The sequence below is a fragment of the Streptomyces sp. NPDC102406 genome (genome assembly GCF_044765725.1).
Lineage (GTDB): Bacteria > Actinomycetota > Actinomycetes > Streptomycetales > Streptomycetaceae > Streptomyces.
In genome coordinates, this window is the sequence record NZ_JBIWKP010000001.1 from 1,558,256 (window position 1) to 1,573,921 (window position 15,666).

The 15,666-nt window shown below is 73.3% G+C and carries 18 protein-coding genes and 1 pseudogene; 18 read left to right on the top strand and 1 reads right to left on the bottom strand.

The annotated features are described in order from the left end of the window. Nucleotides 1-29 precede the first annotated feature (29 nt). The 11 genes from hisD (at nucleotide 30) to ACIRF8_RS07195 (ending at nucleotide 10,322) form a co-directional block, all read left to right on the top strand. Complete coding sequence (hisD, locus tag ACIRF8_RS07145; RefSeq protein ID WP_404211674.1) at nucleotides 30-1,352, top strand: histidinol dehydrogenase; 1,323 nt, start codon at nucleotides 30-32, stop codon at nucleotides 1,350-1,352. Then, nucleotides 1,349-2,467: a histidinol-phosphate transaminase gene (locus ACIRF8_RS07150; RefSeq protein WP_404211676.1), complete on the top strand. Its 1,119-nt coding sequence runs from the start codon at nucleotides 1,349-1,351 to the stop codon at nucleotides 2,465-2,467. The genes hisD and ACIRF8_RS07150 overlap by 4 nt, the downstream gene beginning before the upstream one ends. Next, a complete protein-coding gene (gene hisB / locus ACIRF8_RS07155; RefSeq protein ID WP_404211678.1) occupies nucleotides 2,464-3,066 on the top strand; it encodes an imidazoleglycerol-phosphate dehydratase HisB in 603 nt (200 codons plus the stop codon). The genes ACIRF8_RS07150 and hisB overlap by 4 nt, the downstream gene beginning before the upstream one ends. 2 nt (nucleotides 3,067-3,068) lie before the next feature. Continuing rightward, entirely contained in the window at nucleotides 3,069-3,233 is a 165-nt protein-coding gene (locus tag ACIRF8_RS07160; RefSeq protein ID WP_404211680.1) for a hypothetical protein, read from the top strand. An 8-nt stretch (nucleotides 3,234-3,241) separates the two neighbouring features. Further along, a complete protein-coding gene (gene hisH, locus ACIRF8_RS07165; protein WP_404211682.1) occupies nucleotides 3,242-3,880 on the top strand; it encodes an imidazole glycerol phosphate synthase subunit HisH in 639 nt (212 codons plus the stop codon). A gap of 5 nt (nucleotides 3,881-3,885) precedes the next feature. Next, nucleotides 3,886-4,611, top strand: coding sequence for a bifunctional 1-(5-phosphoribosyl)-5-((5-phosphoribosylamino)methylideneamino)imidazole-4-carboxamide isomerase/phosphoribosylanthranilate isomerase PriA (gene priA / locus ACIRF8_RS07170; protein ID WP_404212331.1), 726 nt, complete (start codon nucleotides 3,886-3,888; stop codon nucleotides 4,609-4,611). Next, nucleotides 4,608-5,018, top strand: a complete 411-nt coding sequence (locus ACIRF8_RS07175; protein ID WP_404211684.1) for a RidA family protein — start codon at nucleotides 4,608-4,610, stop codon at nucleotides 5,016-5,018. The genes priA and ACIRF8_RS07175 overlap by 4 nt, the downstream gene beginning before the upstream one ends. Further along, entirely contained in the window at nucleotides 5,015-5,770 is a 756-nt protein-coding gene (hisF, locus tag ACIRF8_RS07180; RefSeq protein WP_404211686.1) for an imidazole glycerol phosphate synthase subunit HisF, read from the top strand. The genes ACIRF8_RS07175 and hisF overlap by 4 nt, the downstream gene beginning before the upstream one ends. 151 nt (nucleotides 5,771-5,921) lie before the next feature. Then, nucleotides 5,922-6,797, top strand: a complete 876-nt coding sequence (locus ACIRF8_RS07185; RefSeq protein ID WP_404212333.1) for an alpha/beta hydrolase family protein — start codon at nucleotides 5,922-5,924, stop codon at nucleotides 6,795-6,797. A 102-nt stretch (nucleotides 6,798-6,899) separates the two neighbouring features. Beyond that, nucleotides 6,900-8,876: a LuxR C-terminal-related transcriptional regulator gene (locus ACIRF8_RS07190; protein WP_404211688.1), complete on the top strand. Its 1,977-nt coding sequence runs from the start codon at nucleotides 6,900-6,902 to the stop codon at nucleotides 8,874-8,876. A gap of 174 nt (nucleotides 8,877-9,050) precedes the next feature. Next, complete coding sequence (locus tag ACIRF8_RS07195; RefSeq protein WP_404211690.1) at nucleotides 9,051-10,322, top strand: PucR family transcriptional regulator; 1,272 nt, start codon at nucleotides 9,051-9,053, stop codon at nucleotides 10,320-10,322. Here ACIRF8_RS07195 and ACIRF8_RS07200 read toward each other — a convergent pair. Beyond that, nucleotides 10,285-10,920, bottom strand: coding sequence for a TIGR03085 family metal-binding protein (locus tag ACIRF8_RS07200; RefSeq protein WP_404211692.1), 636 nt, complete (start codon nucleotides 10,918-10,920; stop codon nucleotides 10,285-10,287). The genes ACIRF8_RS07195 and ACIRF8_RS07200 overlap by 38 nt on opposite strands. Before the next feature lie 83 nt (nucleotides 10,921-11,003). Between ACIRF8_RS07200 and hisI the strand changes: the two genes are divergently transcribed. The 7 genes and pseudogenes from hisI to trpM form a co-directional block, all read left to right on the top strand. Further along, on the top strand, nucleotides 11,004-11,390 hold the full coding sequence (gene hisI, locus ACIRF8_RS07205) for a phosphoribosyl-AMP cyclohydrolase (RefSeq protein ID WP_404211694.1): 387 nt from the start codon (nucleotides 11,004-11,006) through the stop codon (nucleotides 11,388-11,390). A 16-nt stretch (nucleotides 11,391-11,406) separates the two neighbouring features. Continuing rightward, entirely contained in the window at nucleotides 11,407-12,903 is a 1,497-nt protein-coding gene (locus ACIRF8_RS07210; RefSeq protein ID WP_404211696.1) for an anthranilate synthase component I, read from the top strand. 49 nt (nucleotides 12,904-12,952) lie between these two features. Continuing rightward, entirely contained in the window at nucleotides 12,953-13,600 is a 648-nt protein-coding gene (locus ACIRF8_RS07215) for a TIGR02234 family membrane protein (RefSeq protein WP_404211698.1), read from the top strand. A gap of 138 nt (nucleotides 13,601-13,738) precedes the next feature. Continuing rightward, the gene (locus ACIRF8_RS07220; protein WP_404211700.1) at nucleotides 13,739-13,987 is read left to right on the top strand and encodes an HGxxPAAW family protein; all 249 of its coding nucleotides are present in this window, start codon (nucleotides 13,739-13,741) and stop codon (nucleotides 13,985-13,987) included. Between the two features lie 94 nt (nucleotides 13,988-14,081). Next, nucleotides 14,082-14,510 (top strand): DUF2752 domain-containing protein, encoded by a 429-nt coding sequence (locus ACIRF8_RS07225; protein WP_404211702.1) that lies wholly within the window; start codon nucleotides 14,082-14,084, stop codon nucleotides 14,508-14,510. A gap of 130 nt (nucleotides 14,511-14,640) precedes the next feature. Further along, entirely contained in the window at nucleotides 14,641-15,450 is an 810-nt protein-coding gene (gene trpC / locus ACIRF8_RS07230; RefSeq protein ID WP_404211704.1) for an indole-3-glycerol phosphate synthase TrpC, read from the top strand. Then, nucleotides 15,378-15,599: pseudogene (gene trpM / locus ACIRF8_RS07235) on the top strand (tryptophan biosynthesis modulator TrpM); the annotation flags it as partial. The gene trpC and the pseudogene trpM, both read left to right, overlap by 73 nt. Between the last annotated feature and the right edge of the window lie 67 nt (nucleotides 15,600-15,666).

Below are 15,666 nucleotides of genomic sequence, written 5' to 3' on the forward strand. Positions count from 1 at the left end.
GGCGATCGCGCGTCTGAGAGAATTGGTGTGTGATCTCTCGAATCGATCTGCGCGGCGCCACCCTCCCCGAGGGCCAGGCCCTGCGCTCGCTGCTGCCCCGTGCCGACTTCGACGTCACGGCCGCCCTCGAAAAGGTGCGTCCGATCTGCGAGGACGTGCATCATCGCGGCGACGCGGCGCTGATCGAGTACGCGGAGAAGTTCGACGGGGTGAAGCTGGACAGCGTCCGGGTCCCGGCCGAGGCGATCGCCGAGGCCCTGGAGACGCTCGACCCGGCCGTCCGCGCCGCCCTGGAGGAGTCCATCAGGCGCGCCCGGATCGTCCACCGCGCTCAGCGCCGCACGACCGAGACCACGCAGGTCGTCCCCGGTGGCACCGTCACCGAGAAGTGGGTCCCGGTGGACCGCGTCGGGCTCTACGCGCCCGGCGGCCGTGCCGTCTACCCCTCCTCCGTGATCATGGACGTGGTCCCGGCCCAGGAGGCCGAGGTCCCCTCGATCGCGCTCGCCTCACCGGCCCAGAAGGAGTTCGGCGGCCTGCCGCACCCGACGATCCTCGCCGCCTGCGCGCTGCTCGGCGTCGACGAGGTGTACGCGGCCGGCGGCGCCACCGCCGTCGCTATGTTCGCCTACGGCACCGAGTCCTGCCCCGCCGCGCCGATGGTGATGGGCCCCGGCAACATCTGGGTGGCCGCCGCCAAGCGCTACTTCACCGGCGTCATCGGCATCGACTCCGAGGCGGGACCGACCGAGATCGCCGTCCTGGCGGACTCCACCGCCGACCCGGTGCACGTCGCCGCCGACCTGATCAGCCAGGCCGAGCACGACCCGCTCGCCGCCTCGGTCCTCGTCACCGACTCCGAGGAGCTGGCCGACGGGGTCGCCAAGGAGCTGGAGGCGCAGGTCGCGGTCAGCAAGCACCGTGAGGAGCGGATCGTCCCGGCGCTCACCGGCGAGCAGTCCGCCGTCGTCCTCGTCGACTCCGTCGAGGACGGCCTCGCCGTCGTCAACGCGTACGGGGCCGAGCACCTGGAGATCCAGACCGCCGACGCCGCCGCCGTGGCCGAAAAGGTACGCAACGCGGGCGCCGTGTTCGTCGGCCCGTGGTCCCCGGTCTCGCTCGGCGACTACGCGGCCGGTTCGAACCACGTCCTGCCCACCGGCGGCTGCGCCTGCCACTCCTCGGGCCTGTCCGTGCAGTCCTTCCTGCGCGGCATCCACGTCGTGGACTACAGCCGGGACGCCCTCGCCGAGATCACCCACCACGTGGTGACCCTCTCCGAGGCCGAGGACCTGCCCGCGCACGGCGCCGCCCTGAAGGCGCGGTTCGGTTGGAAGGTGCCCACGAAGTGACCGGCATCGACGACCTTCCCGTACGGGACGAGCTGCGTGGCAAGTCCCCCTACGGCGCGCCCCAGTTGGACGTGGCCGTACGGCTGAACACGAACGAGAACCCGTACCCGCTGCCCGAACCGCTCGTCGCCAGGATCGCCGAGCGCGTCGCCGAGGCCGCCCGGCACCTCAACCGCTACCCGGACCGCGACGCGATCGAGCTGCGCACCGAACTCGCCCGGTACCTGACCCGCACCACCGGCTTCGAGGTCGGCCGCGACCAGGTCTGGGCGGCCAACGGGTCCAACGAGGTGCTCCAGCAGCTCCTCCAGGCGTTCGGCGGCCCAGGCCGCACGGCCCTCGGCTTCGAGCCCTCGTACTCCATGCACCCGCTGCTCGCCCGCGGCACCAACACGGGCTGGGTCAGCGCCCCCCGGCTGCCCGACTTCTCCCTCGACGTGCCCGGCGCGATCGAGGCGATCAAGGAGCACCGGCCGCACGTCGTCTTCGTCACCAGCCCCAACAACCCCACCGGCAACGCGGTCGCCGCCGCGGACGTCCTCGCTCTGTACGAGGCCGCCGGACCGGACGCCATGGTGATCGTCGACGAGGCGTACACCGAGTTCAGCCATGGCGACTCGCTGCTGCCGCTGATCGAGGGCCGGCCCAACCTCGTCATCTCGCGCACCATGTCCAAGGCGTTCGGCGCCGCCGGACTGCGCCTCGGCTACCTGGCCGCCCACCCGGCCGTGGTCGACGCGGTGCAACTGGTGCGCCTGCCCTACCACTTGTCGGCCGTCAACCAGGCCACGGCGCTCGCCGCCCTGGAGTACACCGACACACTGCTCAGCTACGTGGAGCAGCTCAAGGCCGAACGCGACCGCGTGGTCGCGGAGCTGGAGGGGCTCGGCTTCGACGTCACCGTCGCCGACGCCAACTTCGTCCAGTTCGGTGTCTTCCAAGACCCGCACGCCGTCTGGCGGTTCGTCCTCGACCGCGGTGTCCTCATCCGCGACAACGGGGTGCCCGGCCGGCTGCGGGTGTCCGTCGGTACCCCCGAAGAGAACGACGCGTTCCTGGACGCGGCCCGCGAAGTGAAGAAGGCCCAGATGAACGATCAGGAGCGTGGCGCATGACGCGCGAAGGGCGTATCGGCAGAGTCGAACGCAAGACGAAGGAGACCTCCGTCCTCGTCGAGATCGACCTGGACGGCACCGGCAAGGTCGACGTGTCGACCGGCGTCGGCTTCTACGACCACATGCTCGACCAGCTCGGCCGCCACGGCCTCTTCGACCTCACGGTCAAGACCGAGGGCGACCTGCACATCGACAGCCACCACACCATCGAGGACACCGCGCTCGCCCTCGGCGCCGCCTTCAAGCAGGCGCTCGGCGACAAGGTCGGCATCTACCGCTTCGGCAACTGCACCGTCCCGCTGGACGAGTCGCTCGCGCAGGTCACGGTCGACCTCTCCGGCCGCCCGTACCTCGTGCACACCGAGCCCGAGAAGATGGCGCCGATGATCGGCGAGTACGACACGACGATGACCCGGCACATCCTGGAGTCGTTCGTCGCGCAGGCGCAGATCGCCCTGCACGTGCACGTCCCCTACGGGCGCAACGCGCACCACATCGTGGAGTGCCAGTTCAAGGCCCTCGCGCGAGCCCTGCGCTACGCCAGCGAGCGCGACCCGCGCGCGGCGGGCATCCTCCCCTCGACGAAGGGGGCCCTCTGACCATGAACGGCCTCGCGACCGTCCTCATCGTCGTCGGACTGTTCCTGCTCGGCGGCGTCTACTCGTTCGCCAAGCAGGGCATGGGCAAGAGCCTCATCACGCTGCTCTCCCTCAGCGCGGCCATGTGCCTGCTCGCGGGCGTGCTGCGGCTCGACTACTGGAACTGAACACTGCCATGACACAGAAGAAAGTGGTCGTCTTCGACTACGGCTTCGGGAACGTTCGCTCCGCCGAGCGCGCCCTGGCCCGCGCGGGCGCCGACGTGGAGATCACCCGCGACTACGACAAGGCCATGGACGCGGACGGGCTGCTCGTCCCCGGCGTCGGTGCCTTCGCCGCCTGCATGAAGGGGCTCACCGAGGCCCGCGGCGACTGGATCGTCGGCCGCCGCCTCGCCGGTGGCCGCCCGGTCATGGGCATCTGCGTCGGCATGCAGATCCTCTTCGCCCGCGGCATCGAGCACGGCGTCGAGAGCGAGGGCCTCGACGAGTGGCCCGGCACCGTCGAACCGCTGAAGGCCGACATCGTCCCGCACATGGGCTGGAACACCGTCCGCGCGCCCGAGGACAGCCGCCTGTTCGCCGGTCTCGACGCCGACGAGCGGTACTACTTCGTGCACTCCTACGCGGTCCAGAACTGGGAGCTGGAAGTGCACAACCCGCACCTGCGGGCCCCGCAGGTCACGTGGGCCACGCACGGCGAGCCCTTCGTCGCCGCCGTGGAGAACGGCGCACTGTGGGCGACGCAGTTCCACCCCGAGAAGTCCGGTGACGCCGGAGCCCTGCTGCTGAAGAACTGGATCGCAACGCTGTGAGCACCTTGAGCAAGCTCGAACTCCTCCCCGCCGTCGACGTCCGCGACGGCCAGGCCGTCCGCCTCGTGCACGGCGAGTCCGGCAGCGAGACCTCCTACGGCTCCCCGCTGGAGGCGGCCCTCGCCTGGCAGTCCGCCGGCGCCGAGTGGCTGCACCTGGTCGACCTGGACGCCGCGTTCGGCACCGGCGACAACCGCGCCCTGATCCGCGAGGTCACCGAGGCGATGGACATCAAGGTGGAACTGTCCGGCGGCATCCGCGACGACGACACCCTCGCCGCCGCCCTCGCCACCGGCTGCACCCGCGTCAACCTCGGCACCGCCGCCCTGGAGACCCCCGAATGGGTCGCCAAGGTCATCGCCGAGCACGGCGACAAGATCGCCGTCGGTCTCGACGTGCGCGGCACGACGCTGCGCGGGCGCGGCTGGACCCGCGACGGCGGCGACCTCTACGAGACGCTGGAGCGCCTCAACTCCGAGGGCTGCGCCCGCTACGTCGTCACGGACATCGCCAAGGACGGCACGCTCCAGGGCCCGAACCTGGAACTGCTGCGCACCGTCTGCGCGGCCACCGACCGCCCGGTCGTGGCCTCGGGCGGCGTCTCCTCCCTCGACGACCTGCGCGCCATCGCCGAGCTCGTCCCGCTCGGCGTCGAGGGCTCGATCGTCGGCAAGGCGCTGTACGCGAAGGCGTTCACGCTGGAAGCGGCACTGGAGGCGGTCTCCGTATGACCTCCGACGAGGTAAGGCGCCACCCCTCGGGCGGCCCCTTCGAGGAGACCATCGGCTACTCGCGCGCGGTGGAACTGCCGAACGGGCTGGTCCTCGTCTCCGGCTGCACGTCCGTGGTCAACGGCGTGATCGACGCGGGCACGCCCTACGAGCAGACGGTCAACGCCTTCCGGGTCGCCCTCGACGCGCTGAAGGAGCTCGGCCTCGGCCCCGAACACGTGGTGCGGACCCGGATGTACCTCACCCACGCCCGCGACGTGGACGACGTGGGCAGCGCCCACAAGGAGCTGTTCGACGACGTCCGGCCCGCCGCCTCCATGATCATCGTGTCCGGGTTCATCGACCCCAGCCTGGTGGTCGAGGTGGAGGTCGAGGCGTTCCGCCCGCGCACAGGAGAAGCACAGTGAGTCTCGCCGTACGCGTCATCCCCTGCCTCGACGTCGACAACGGCCGCGTCGTCAAGGGTGTCAACTTCCAGAACCTGCGCGACGCGGGCGACCCCGTCGAGATGGCGAAGGTGTACGACGCCGAGGGCGCCGACGAGCTGACGTTCCTGGACATCACGGCCTCCTCCGGCAACCGCGAGACCACGTACGACGTGGTGCGCCGCACCGCCGAGCAGGTCTTCATCCCGCTCACGGTCGGCGGCGGCGTACGCACCGCCGACGACGTGGACAAGCTGCTGCGCGCCGGCGCCGACAAGGTCGGCGTGAACACCGCCGCCATCGCCCGGCCCGAACTGATCCGGGAGATCGCGGAGCGGTTCGGGCGGCAGGTGCTCGTCCTGTCCGTGGACGCGCGGCGCACCGAGTCGGGCGCGTTCGAGGTCACGACGCACGGCGGACGCCGTTCGGCGGGCATCGACGCGGTCGAGTGGGCGCACGAGGCCGCCGAGTTGGGAGCCGGGGAGATCCTGCTCAACTCGATGGACGCGGACGGCACGAAGGACGGCTACGACATCGAGATGATCGAGGCCGTCCGCAAGCACGTCTCCGTACCGGTGATCGCCTCCGGCGGCGCGGGACGCCTGGAGCACTTCGCGCCGGCCGTGGCGGCGGGCGCCGACGCCGTCCTCGCCGCGTCGGTCTTCCACTTCGGGGATCTGCGGATCGGTGACGTCAAGGGCGCCTTGCGCCGGGCAGAACACCCCGTACGGTAGCGTTTCGTCGCCCCGTGCGGCCGGAACCGGTGATTTCGCCGATGCACAAATGCGGGTCGGACCCCACCGTGGTCGCTGTCAGGACCACGGTGGCACCCCGGGACGGGTGCCGCCTCCCCCCTCCCCCCGAGAGGAACGCATCGTGCAGAAGATGCGAACCCGTCTGATCCGTACGGGACTTGCCGCGCTGCTGGCCATGGGTGGCCTCGCCACCTCGCAGGCCGTCACCGCCCAGGCCGCCGACAACCCCTACGAACGCGGCCCGGCCCCCACCCAGTCGAGCATCGAGGCCGCGCGCGGCTCGTACGCCGTCTCGCAGACCACCGTGTCGTCCCTGAGCGTCTCCGGGTTCGGCGGCGGCACGATCTACTACCCGTCGTCCACGGCCGACGGCACGTTCGGGGCCGTCGCGATCTCCCCGGGCTTCACCGCGTACCAGTCGTCCATCGCCTGGCTGGGCCCGCGCCTCGCCTCGCAGGGCTTCGTCGTCTTCACCATCGACACGAACACCACGGCCGACCAGCCCGACAGCCGGGGCCGCCAACTCCTCGCGGCACTGGACTACCTGACGCAGCGCAGCTCGGTGCGCAGCCGCATCGACACCACCAGGCTCGGCGTCATGGGGCACTCCATGGGCGGCGGTGGCACCCTCGAAGCCGCCAAGAGCCGGCCCTCGCTCCAGGCGGCGATCCCGCTCACCGGCTGGAACCTCGACACGACCTGGCCCGAGATCAAGACGCCGACGCTGGTCGTGGGCGCGGACGGCGACACCATCGCCCCGGTCGCCACGCACTCCGAGCCGTTCTACCGGAACCTGCCGAGCTCCCTCGACAAGGCGTACCTGGAGCTGCGGGGAGCCACCCACTTCACGCCGAACACGTCCAACACCACGATCGCGAAGTACAGCATCTCGTGGCTGAAGCGGTTCATCGACAATGACACCCGCTACGAGCAGTTCCTCTGCCCGCTGCCCGCGGCGAGCCTGACCATCGCGGAGTACCGGGGCAACTGCCCGCACACCTCGTGACGCGGTGACCCGCTGTGCGTGAGCACAGCGTCGCGCGACGCCGGTTGGGTCTTTTCCCAACCGGCGTCGCGGCCGTTCCGGTTCGCCCGTACCGTGATCAGGGTGAGCGCGAGACATGTCCTGTTGCTGACCGCCGCCGCCTACGAGAGCGACCCCGAGAGACCGCATGTGGACGCGGCCCTCGTACTGCGGGCCGCGGCGGCGGCCGGGCTCGACGCCGCGGCCCTCGACGCCGCCGAGCGCGCGGGCCTGGAACGTGGCCAGGACGGACGGCTGCGGCTGCCCGGCCGCCGCGCCGTGTACGAGGCGGCGCGGCCCGCGCACCGCAGGGCCGCCCACCGGTCGCTGGCCGAGGCCGCCGCGGGGGAGCGGCCCAGGCCCGCCGCACTGCTGCACCAGGTGCTCGCCGCCCCCTACCCGGACAGCGGACTCGGCACCGAGCTCGCCGCCGCCGCCCAGCTCCCGGGCCCCTCGCACGGGGAGCGCGCCACCGCCTTCGCGCACGCCGCGGCCCTCGCCCAGGACCCGGCCGTCCGCGCGGAGCGGCTCGTCGCCGCGGCGGACCAGGCCCGGCTCGCGGGCCGGCCGCACCGCGCCCGCGAACTGCTCGACCGGGCAGGGGAGTTGCTGCCACCGGACGAGGTCCGCGGGAGCGCCGCCCTGGTACGCGGTCTGCTCACCCTGCGCGACGGCCCGGTGGCCGACGCCCGCGCCCTGCTCCAGCTCGCCGGCCGGCTCTGCCCCCGCGCCCGCGCCCTCGACGCCCGGCTCGCCGCGGCGGAGGCGTCCTGGGCGCTCGGCGACGCGGAGGCCTACCGCGAGGCCGTCGGGGAGCCGAGGGCGGGAGCCACCACCGCCCGCTTCTACGGCTTCGCCATGGCCGCGGCCCTCGACGACCGCTACGCGGCCGGGCGTGCCGCGCTGCGCCGCGTCGTCGCCGAGACGGCCGACGCGGGCGGACCGGAGGCCCTGCTGCGGGCCGGGGCCGCGGCCCTCGTCGCCGGGGACGTCGAGGCCGCCTGCCGCCTCGGCAGCCGGGCCCTGGCCGCCGCCCGTGCCGTCGACGCCGGATCCGAGCTGCCCCGGGCGCTCGAACTGCTCGCGTACGGCGAACTGCGCGCGGGTCGGCACGCCCGCGCCCGCGCCCACGCCGAGGAAGGGCTGCGGGCCGCGCGCGCCTCTGGGCAGCGCAACGTCGCGGCCCACCAGCACGCCATCCTCGCGCTGGTCGCCTCCCTCGACAGCGACGCCGAGACGGTCGCCCGGCACGCCGGGGCCGCGCAGGACATCGCCGCCCGGCACGGCCTCGTCCAGGCGGCGACCCTCGCCCAGTGGGCCCTGGCCCGCGCCGATCTGGCCCGCGGCCGGGCGGCCGAGGCTGCGGCCAGGCTCGGCCCGCTCGTGCGGCCCGGGCCGCGGCGCGGGCACTTCGCGGTCCGCATGCTCGCCGTGCCCTGCTTCGTCGAGGCGGCCGTGGCCGCCGGTGACCTGGAGGGGGCCGGGGCGGCGGTCGCGGAGTTCACCATCTGGGCCGAGCGTGGGTACGACCCGCAGGGCCAGGCCCAACTCGCCCGCTGCCAGGCCCTCCTGGCGGCCGGTGACCCCGCTCGCGCCGATGCCCGCTTCGCCGAGGCCCTGGCCCGGCACGACCACGCGGGCAGCGACTTCGAGCGCGCCCGCACCGCCGATCTGCACGGACAGTGGCTGCGCCGCGCCCGTCGGCCCGCCCGCGCCCGGGTGCTGCTGCGCGACGCCCTGGTCGCCTTCGAGCGGTGCGGCGCCACGGTCTGGGCCGCCCGGACGGCCGCCGAACTCCGCGCCACGGGAGACGCCACCAAGGAGACCGCCGGGCAACGCGAACTCCTCGACGCGCTGGCGGAGTTGACACCTCAGCAGTGGCGCATCGCCCACTGCGTCGCGGAGGGCGCCACCAACCGCGAGGTCGCCTCGCGCCTGTCGGTGAGCCCGCGCACCGTCGACCACCACCTGCGCAACGTCTTCGCGCGCCTCGGCGTCCGCTCCCGCGTCGAACTGGCCCGCCTCGTCGACCGCGCGGAACGGTCCGCGACCCCCTCCTGACCCCCTCCTGCCCCCCTCGACCGGGCACGCTCGGTTCACGACCGCATCACGGTTCGTGCGCGTCACGGTGTCGTTATCCCCCAAGGGCTGGAGACCGACCAGACGGTATGCCATTCTTCGGGCTCCGGGCGGCTGCGGCGCGCCCCGGCACGAGCCGACCCGAGGAGGACCGTGATGCCCGCGCACCTCGTACGTCCCCGCCCCCGCCCGCGGTCCGGCGCCGCCCCCGCCGGAATCGACGCGGTCGCCGTGCTGCGCCGCACCGCACTGCCGCTCATGGGTCAACTGACCTTGCTCACCGACCGGTTGATGACCGAACTGCACGCGAGGGAACCGGCCTACCGCGCCGCGATCGACACCGACCCCGGCGACGTGCGCCGCGAGATCCAGCGCTCGCTGCGGCACAGCGTCGCCTCCCTGCTCGACCCCGCACGCTCGCGCGAGGCCGCCTTCGCCTGCACCACCCGGATCGGCACCGAACGCGCGGCCCGCGGCCTCCCGCTCGACGCCCTGCTGCACGCCTTCCGGCTCGGCGGCGCCCTCATCTGGCAGGCGCTCGTCGACGAGGTGACCCGGCACCATCCGCGCGACGCGCATCTGCTCGTCCACCTCGCCGCCGACGTCCGCGCCCACATCGACGAACACTGCGCCCGCGCCGCCGACGCGTACCGCACGGCGGAACACGAACTGACCTGGCGCCGCGAGAACCGGCGCCGCCTCATGGCCGCCGCCCTCCTCGACGGCGCCATCCGCATCGCCGACCTGCCCGAGGCCGCAGCCGCCCTCGGCCTGCCCGAACGCGGCCGGTACGCGGTGGTGCTCGTCGCCGGTGGCCGGGGCGGCGTGCCCGCACCCGACGGAGCGCCGACCGTCTGGCACCCGGGCCCCGACGCCGAGCGCGGCATCGTCGCCCTCGCCGACCACGACGTACGCCGCCTCGCCGAGCACTGGCTCGTCTCCGCCGGCCACGGCAGCGGCGTACGCGTCGGCGTCAGCCCCGCCGTCGAGGGCCTGGCCGCCGTCGGCGGCGCCCGGCGCCTCGCCGAGACCGCCCTGCGGATCTGCCCCGCGGACGGCGGCACCGTCCTCCTCGACGACGAACTCCCCGCCGCCCTGGTGGCCGGCGCCCCCGCGCTCGGCACGCTCCTCGCCGACCGCGTCCTCGGCCCCCTGCGCGCGCTGCCGCCCGCCGACGGAGCGCTCCTGCTCGACACCCTGACCGCCTGGCTGGACTGCGACGGCTCGGCCCAGCGCGCCGCAGCCCGCCTCTACTGCCACCGCAACACGGTCCTGAACCGGCTGCGCCGCTGCGAACAACTCACCGGCCGCAGCCTCACCCGCCCCACCGACCAGGTAGAACTCGCCCTGGCCCTCCACGCGCACCGGCTGGGAGGGCACGGGGCCGCCCCTACAACCCCAGCGCCTTCGTCTCGCTCAGCCGGGTGATCGCCGCCTTGTCGCCGTCCAATTCCACGTCGGCCGCGTCCTGGCGGCCGAAGGCGTACATCAGCAGCTCCGACGGCTCGCCGGTGACCGTCACCACCGGGGCGCCGCGGTGCGCGACCGCCGTCTGGCCGTCCGGGCGGCGCAGCACCAGGCCGACGGGCGCCTTGCGGCCCATCACCCGGGCCATCCGCTCCAGGCGCGACCAGAGCGCCTCGGAGAAGACCGGGTCCAGCTCGCGCGGCGACCAGTCGGGCTGGGCGCGGCGCACGTCCTCGGCGTGGACGTAGAACTCCACCACGTTCGCCGCCTCGTCGAGCTGCTTGAGGGAGAACGGCGAGAAACGCGGCGGGCCCGTCCGGATGAGCTGGATCAATTCCTCGTACGGCTTCTCAGCGAACTCGCCCTGCACCCGTTCGAGCCGGGCGGCGAGCTGCTTGACGAGGGTGCCGCCGGCGGCGTCGGGGCGCCGCTCGCGCACCACGACGTGCGCCGCGAGGTCGCGGGTGGTCCAGCCGTCGCACAGAGTGGGGGCCTCGGGGCCCACCGCCTCCAACAGATCGGCGAGAAGGAGTCGTTCACGCTTGGCATGGGTCGACATGCCCGCCAGCCTACGACCGCCCGCACCGTCCGGACAGTGGACGCCCCGTGGGGACGGGAGACGGGCGCGGCACAATGGCACGTATGAGCAGCACGCCCCGCCCTCCGGCCACACCCAGCGCCCTCGATCCGGCCATCGCCGCCCGCCTCAAGCGCAGCGCCGACGGACTGGTCCCCGCCATCGCCCAGCAGTACGACACCGGCGAGGTGCTGATGCTCGGCTGGATGGACGACGAGGCGCTGCACCGCACCCTGACCACCGGCCGCTGCACGTACTGGTCGCGCAGCCGCCGCGAGTACTGGGTCAAGGGCGACACCTCGGGCCACTTCCAGCACGTGAAGTCCGTCGCCCTCGACTGCGACGCCGACACGGTCCTCGTCAAGGTCGACCAGGTGGGAGCCGCCTGCCACACCGGCGCCCGGACCTGCTTCGACGCCGACCGGTTGCCGGTCACGACGCCCGTCGCGTAACACCTAAGCTCGTCCCATGGATCTCGAGACCTTCCGCAAGCTCGCGACCGACCGCCGAGTGATCCCCGTCAGCCGCAAGCTCCTCGCGGACGGCGACACGCCCGTCGGTCTCTACCGCAAGCTCGCCGCCGAGCGGCCCGGCACGTTCCTCCTGGAGTCCGCGGAGAACGGGCGCTCCTGGTCCCGTTACTCCTTCGTCGGCGTCCACTCCACCGGCACCCTCACCGCCCGCGACGGCCAGGCCCACTGGCTCGGCACCCCGCCCGTCGGCGTCCCCGTGGACGGCGACCCGCTCGCCGCCCTGCGCGCCACCGTCGAGGCCCTGCACACGCCGCGCTACGAGGGGCTCCCGCCGTTCACCGGCGGCATGGTCGGCTACCTCGGCTACGACATCGTGCGCCGCCTGGAGAAGATCGGCCCCGGCGAGCGCGACGACCTGAACCTGCCCGAGCTGACGATGCTGCTCACCAGCGACCTCGCCGTCCTCGACCACTGGGACGGCTCGGTCCTGCTGATCGCCAACGCCATCAACCACAACGACCTCGACACCGGCGTCGACGAGGCCTACGCGGACGCCGTGGCCCGCCTCGACGCCATGGAGGCCGACCTCGGCAAGCCGGTGCACACCGCCCCGGCCGCGCTCCCGCCCTCCGAACTCCCCGAATTCAGCGCGCTGTGGGGCGGCGAGCAGTACCAGGAGGCCGTCGAGGACATCAAGGAGCGGATCAGGGCGGGCGAGGCCTTCCAGGTCGTGCCCTCCCAGCGGTTCGAAACCCCGTGCACGGCAAGCGCGTTGGACGTCTACCGCGTCCTGCGCGCCACCAACCCGTCCCCGTACATGTACCTCTTCCGCTTCGACGGGTTCGACGTCGTCGGCTCCTCCCCGGAAGCGCTCGTCAAGGTCGAGGACGGCCGCGCCATGGTCCACCCCATCGCCGGGACCCGGCCGCGCGGCGCCACCCCGCAGGCCGACCAGGCCCTCGCCGACGAACTGCTCGCCGACCCCAAGGAGCGCGCCGAGCACCTCATGCTCGTCGACCTCGGCCGCAACGATCTCGGGCGGGTCTGCGAGCCGGGCTCCGTCGAGGTCGTCGACTTCATGTCCGTCGAGCGGTACTCGCACGTCATGCACATCGTCTCCACCGTGACCGGCCGGGTCACCGGCGACCGCACCGCCTTCGACGTCCTCACCGCCTGCTTCCCGGCGGGCACCCTCTCCGGCGCCCCCAAGCCCCGCGCCATGCAGATCATCGACGAACTGGAGCCGTCCCGGCGCGGCCTGTACGGCGGCTGCGTCGGCTACCTCGACTTCGCGGGCGACTCCGACACGGCCATCGCCATCCGCACCGCGCTGCTCCGCGACGGCACCGCGTACGTCCAGGCCGGCGCGGGCGTCGTCGCCGACTCGGACCCGGTCGCCGAGGACACCGAGTGCCGCAACAAGGCCGCCGCCGTGCTGCGCGCCGTCCACACGGCGAACCGGCTCGGCGCCCGGGACGCCGGTGTGAAGTGACCCACGCCTCGCGCCCCTGGGTCACACGCACCTGTGCGGACAGGCGATAGTGGAGTACGTGACTGCCGTACCGCACCCCCGAACCGAAGCCTCCGAGACCGCCGGGCCGAGCAACGGCCGGCGCAGTCTCGGCGTCGCCCTGCTCTTCGGTGCCGCGGGCGCCGCGGTCGCCCTGCTCGCCTCCCGGCAGGAGTGGTGTTCGGGCGTCGCCGCCGTCGCGGGCGGCAAACTGCCGCTGGCCGCGAGGGGCAGCGACGTGACGGGCGTCCCCGCGGCCCTCGCCGTCGTCGGGCTCGCCGCCCTCGTCGCCGTGTTCGCGGTGCGCCGGGCGGGCCGTGTCCTCGTCGCCGCGCTGCTCGCGCTGAGCGGCGCGGGCGCCGTCGCCGCCGCCGTGCTCGGCGCCGACGACAGCTCCGCGCTCGACGAGAAGGCCGCCGAGGCATCCGGCGGCACGGCCTCCACCATCGACGCCCTCAGCCACACCGCCTGGCCCTACGTCGCGGCCGCCGGCGGCGCCCTCCTGCTGATCGCCGGGATCCTCGCCGTCGTCTACGGCGCGGCATGGCCCTCGATGGGCGGCCGCTACGAGCGCGACGGCGCCCCGCGTCCCCGCAGGCAGAAGGCCGTCGACCCCGAGCGCCCCGAGGAACTGTGGAAGGCCCTCGACCGCGGCGAGGACCCGACCGGCACCGTCTGAGCCCCGCCCGACCCCGGGTTCCTCCCGTACACGCCGGTACGGGACAATGAAGACGCACGACTTGATCGCGGCACGCCCCCTCGCCCCGGACGAGGACAGGACGCGGCCGCATAGGCCAAAAGCAACGAGGAGCAAGCCATGGCGGACAGCAGCCACGGACACACCCCGGCCGCCTGGACCGGTGTCATCATCGCCTTCATCGGGTTCATCGTCGCGGGTGTCAGCATGGTGATGGTGCAGCCGATCGGGTTCTGGGTCGGCATGGCACTGCTGGTCATCGCCCCGATCGTCGGTGGCGTGATGAGCGCGGCGGGCCTCGGCAAGCCCAAGCGCGCCGAGCTGGTGCTGCCCGGCAAGACCTCGGCCGCTGCGGGCTCGAAGGCCTGACATCCCCCCGGTACGGGAACAGGGGCGGTGCGGCGCACCGCCCCTTTCGCGCGCCCGGGGAGCGGAGCGCGGGGTACCGCGGGACAATCCACGGGTGACCGTCGAGACGACCCCCACCGCCCGCACCGGCCCGTGGCGCCGGATCGCCGTCCCGCTCGGCCTCCTCGTCGCCGTCGCCGCCGCCTTCGCCTACGTCGGCGCGGTCGACCCGAACGAGGCGGGCCACTACCCCGCCTGCCCGCTCCTGCGCGCCACCGGCGTCTACTGCCCCGGCTGCGGCGGCCTGCGCAGCGCCCACGCGCTCGTCCACGGCGACCTCGGCGGAGCGCTCGGCGCCAACGCGCTGGCCGTCGCCGGTTACGCCGCGTTCGCGGTGGTCTGGGCCGGGTGGGCGATGCGAACGGCCCGCGGACGGCCCTTCGGCCTCGGTCTCGGGCGCGTACACCTGTGGACGCTCGGCGGGCTCGTGCTGGCGTTCACCGTTGTCCGGAACCTGCCCCTGGGTGGCTTCCTGCACCCTTGATCAACAACATCTGTCCAGGTAGTGGACCCTTGGTCAACCGGATGCGGGGGCTTCGGCGCCTTGCGGATACCATCAGAGTGACGACTCGGTTGCCCAGAGGACCGAAACGCACGAAAGGAAGTCCGCTCGCGTGAGTGTGCTCGACGAGATCATCGACGGTGTCCGTGCCGACCTCGCGGAACGGCAGGCGCGCGTCAGCCTCGACGAGCTCAAGGAGCGCGCGGCGAAGGCTCCCGCCGCCAAGGACGGGGTCGCCGCCCTGCGCGGCGACGGCGTCAAGGTCATCTGCGAGGTCAAGCGGTCCAGCCCCTCCAAGGGCGCCCTCGCCGCGATCGCCGACCCGGCCGCCCTCGCCGCCGACTACGAGGCGGGCGGCGCGGCCGTCATCTCCGTCCTGACCGAACAGCGCCGCTTCGGCGGCTCCCTCGCCGACCTCGAAGCGGTCCGCGCCAAGGTCGACATCCCGGTCCTGCGCAAGGACTTCATCGTCACCTCCTACCAGTTGTGGGAGGCCCGCGCGTACGGCGCCGACCTCGCCCTGCTGATCGTGGCCGCGCTCGACCAGCCCGCCCTTGAGTCCCTCATCGAGCGCGCCGAGTCCATCGGGCTCACCCCGCTCGTCGAGGCGCACGACGAGGACGAGGTGGAGCGGGCCGTCGACGCCGGGGCGAAGATCATCGGCATCAACACCCGCAACCTCAAGGACCTCTCGGTCGACCGGGGCACCTTCGAGCGCGTCGCCCCGGACATCCCGGACCACATCGTCAAGGTCGCCGAGTCCGGCGTGCGCGGCCCGCACGACCTGATCGCGTACGCCAACGCGGGCGCGGACGCCGTGCTCGTGGGCGAGTCCCTGGTGACCGGCCGCGACCCGCGCTCCGCCGTCTCCGACCTGGTCGCCGCCGGTGCCCATCCGGCCCTGCGGCACGGACGGGGCTGACCCGAGCCATGCCGATCGCCGCGCGTCTCGCCCCCGGTTGCCGCCCGCGCGGCTGCCGGGCGCCCGCGCGCCGCGTGCACGGTCGCCGCGTGCGTTACGTCATCGGCGACGAACCCGGTCAGGTGAACGGAATGCGATGGCGCCGGTGAGCTGAGCACCACCCGCACGAGGAGCGCCGACACGGCCGACCGTCTGGACGAGTCAGCCGCACGACAG

Coding starts and splice junctions, on each gene's coding strand:
- ACIRF8_RS07210 (WP_404211696.1), top strand. CDS start 11,407: ATGGATCTCGAGACCTTCCGCAAGCTCGCGACCGACCGCCGAGTGATC.
- hisB (WP_404211678.1), top strand. CDS start 2,464: ATGACGCGCGAAGGGCGTATCGGCAGAGTCGAACGCAAGACGAAGGAG.
- ACIRF8_RS07175 (WP_404211684.1), top strand. CDS start 4,608: ATGACCTCCGACGAGGTAAGGCGCCACCCCTCGGGCGGCCCCTTCGAG.
- ACIRF8_RS07185 (WP_404212333.1), top strand. CDS start 5,922: ATGCGAACCCGTCTGATCCGTACGGGACTTGCCGCGCTGCTGGCCATG.
- ACIRF8_RS07195 (WP_404211690.1), top strand. CDS start 9,051: ATGCCCGCGCACCTCGTACGTCCCCGCCCCCGCCCGCGGTCCGGCGCC.
- ACIRF8_RS07220 (WP_404211700.1), top strand. CDS start 13,739: ATGGCGGACAGCAGCCACGGACACACCCCGGCCGCCTGGACCGGTGTC.
- ACIRF8_RS07160 (WP_404211680.1), top strand. CDS start 3,069: ATGAACGGCCTCGCGACCGTCCTCATCGTCGTCGGACTGTTCCTGCTC.
- hisI (WP_404211694.1), top strand. CDS start 11,004: ATGAGCAGCACGCCCCGCCCTCCGGCCACACCCAGCGCCCTCGATCCG.
- hisH (WP_404211682.1), top strand. CDS start 3,242: ATGACACAGAAGAAAGTGGTCGTCTTCGACTACGGCTTCGGGAACGTT.
- ACIRF8_RS07200 (WP_404211692.1), bottom strand. CDS start 10,920: ATGTCGACCCATGCCAAGCGTGAACGACTCCTTCTCGCCGATCTGTTG.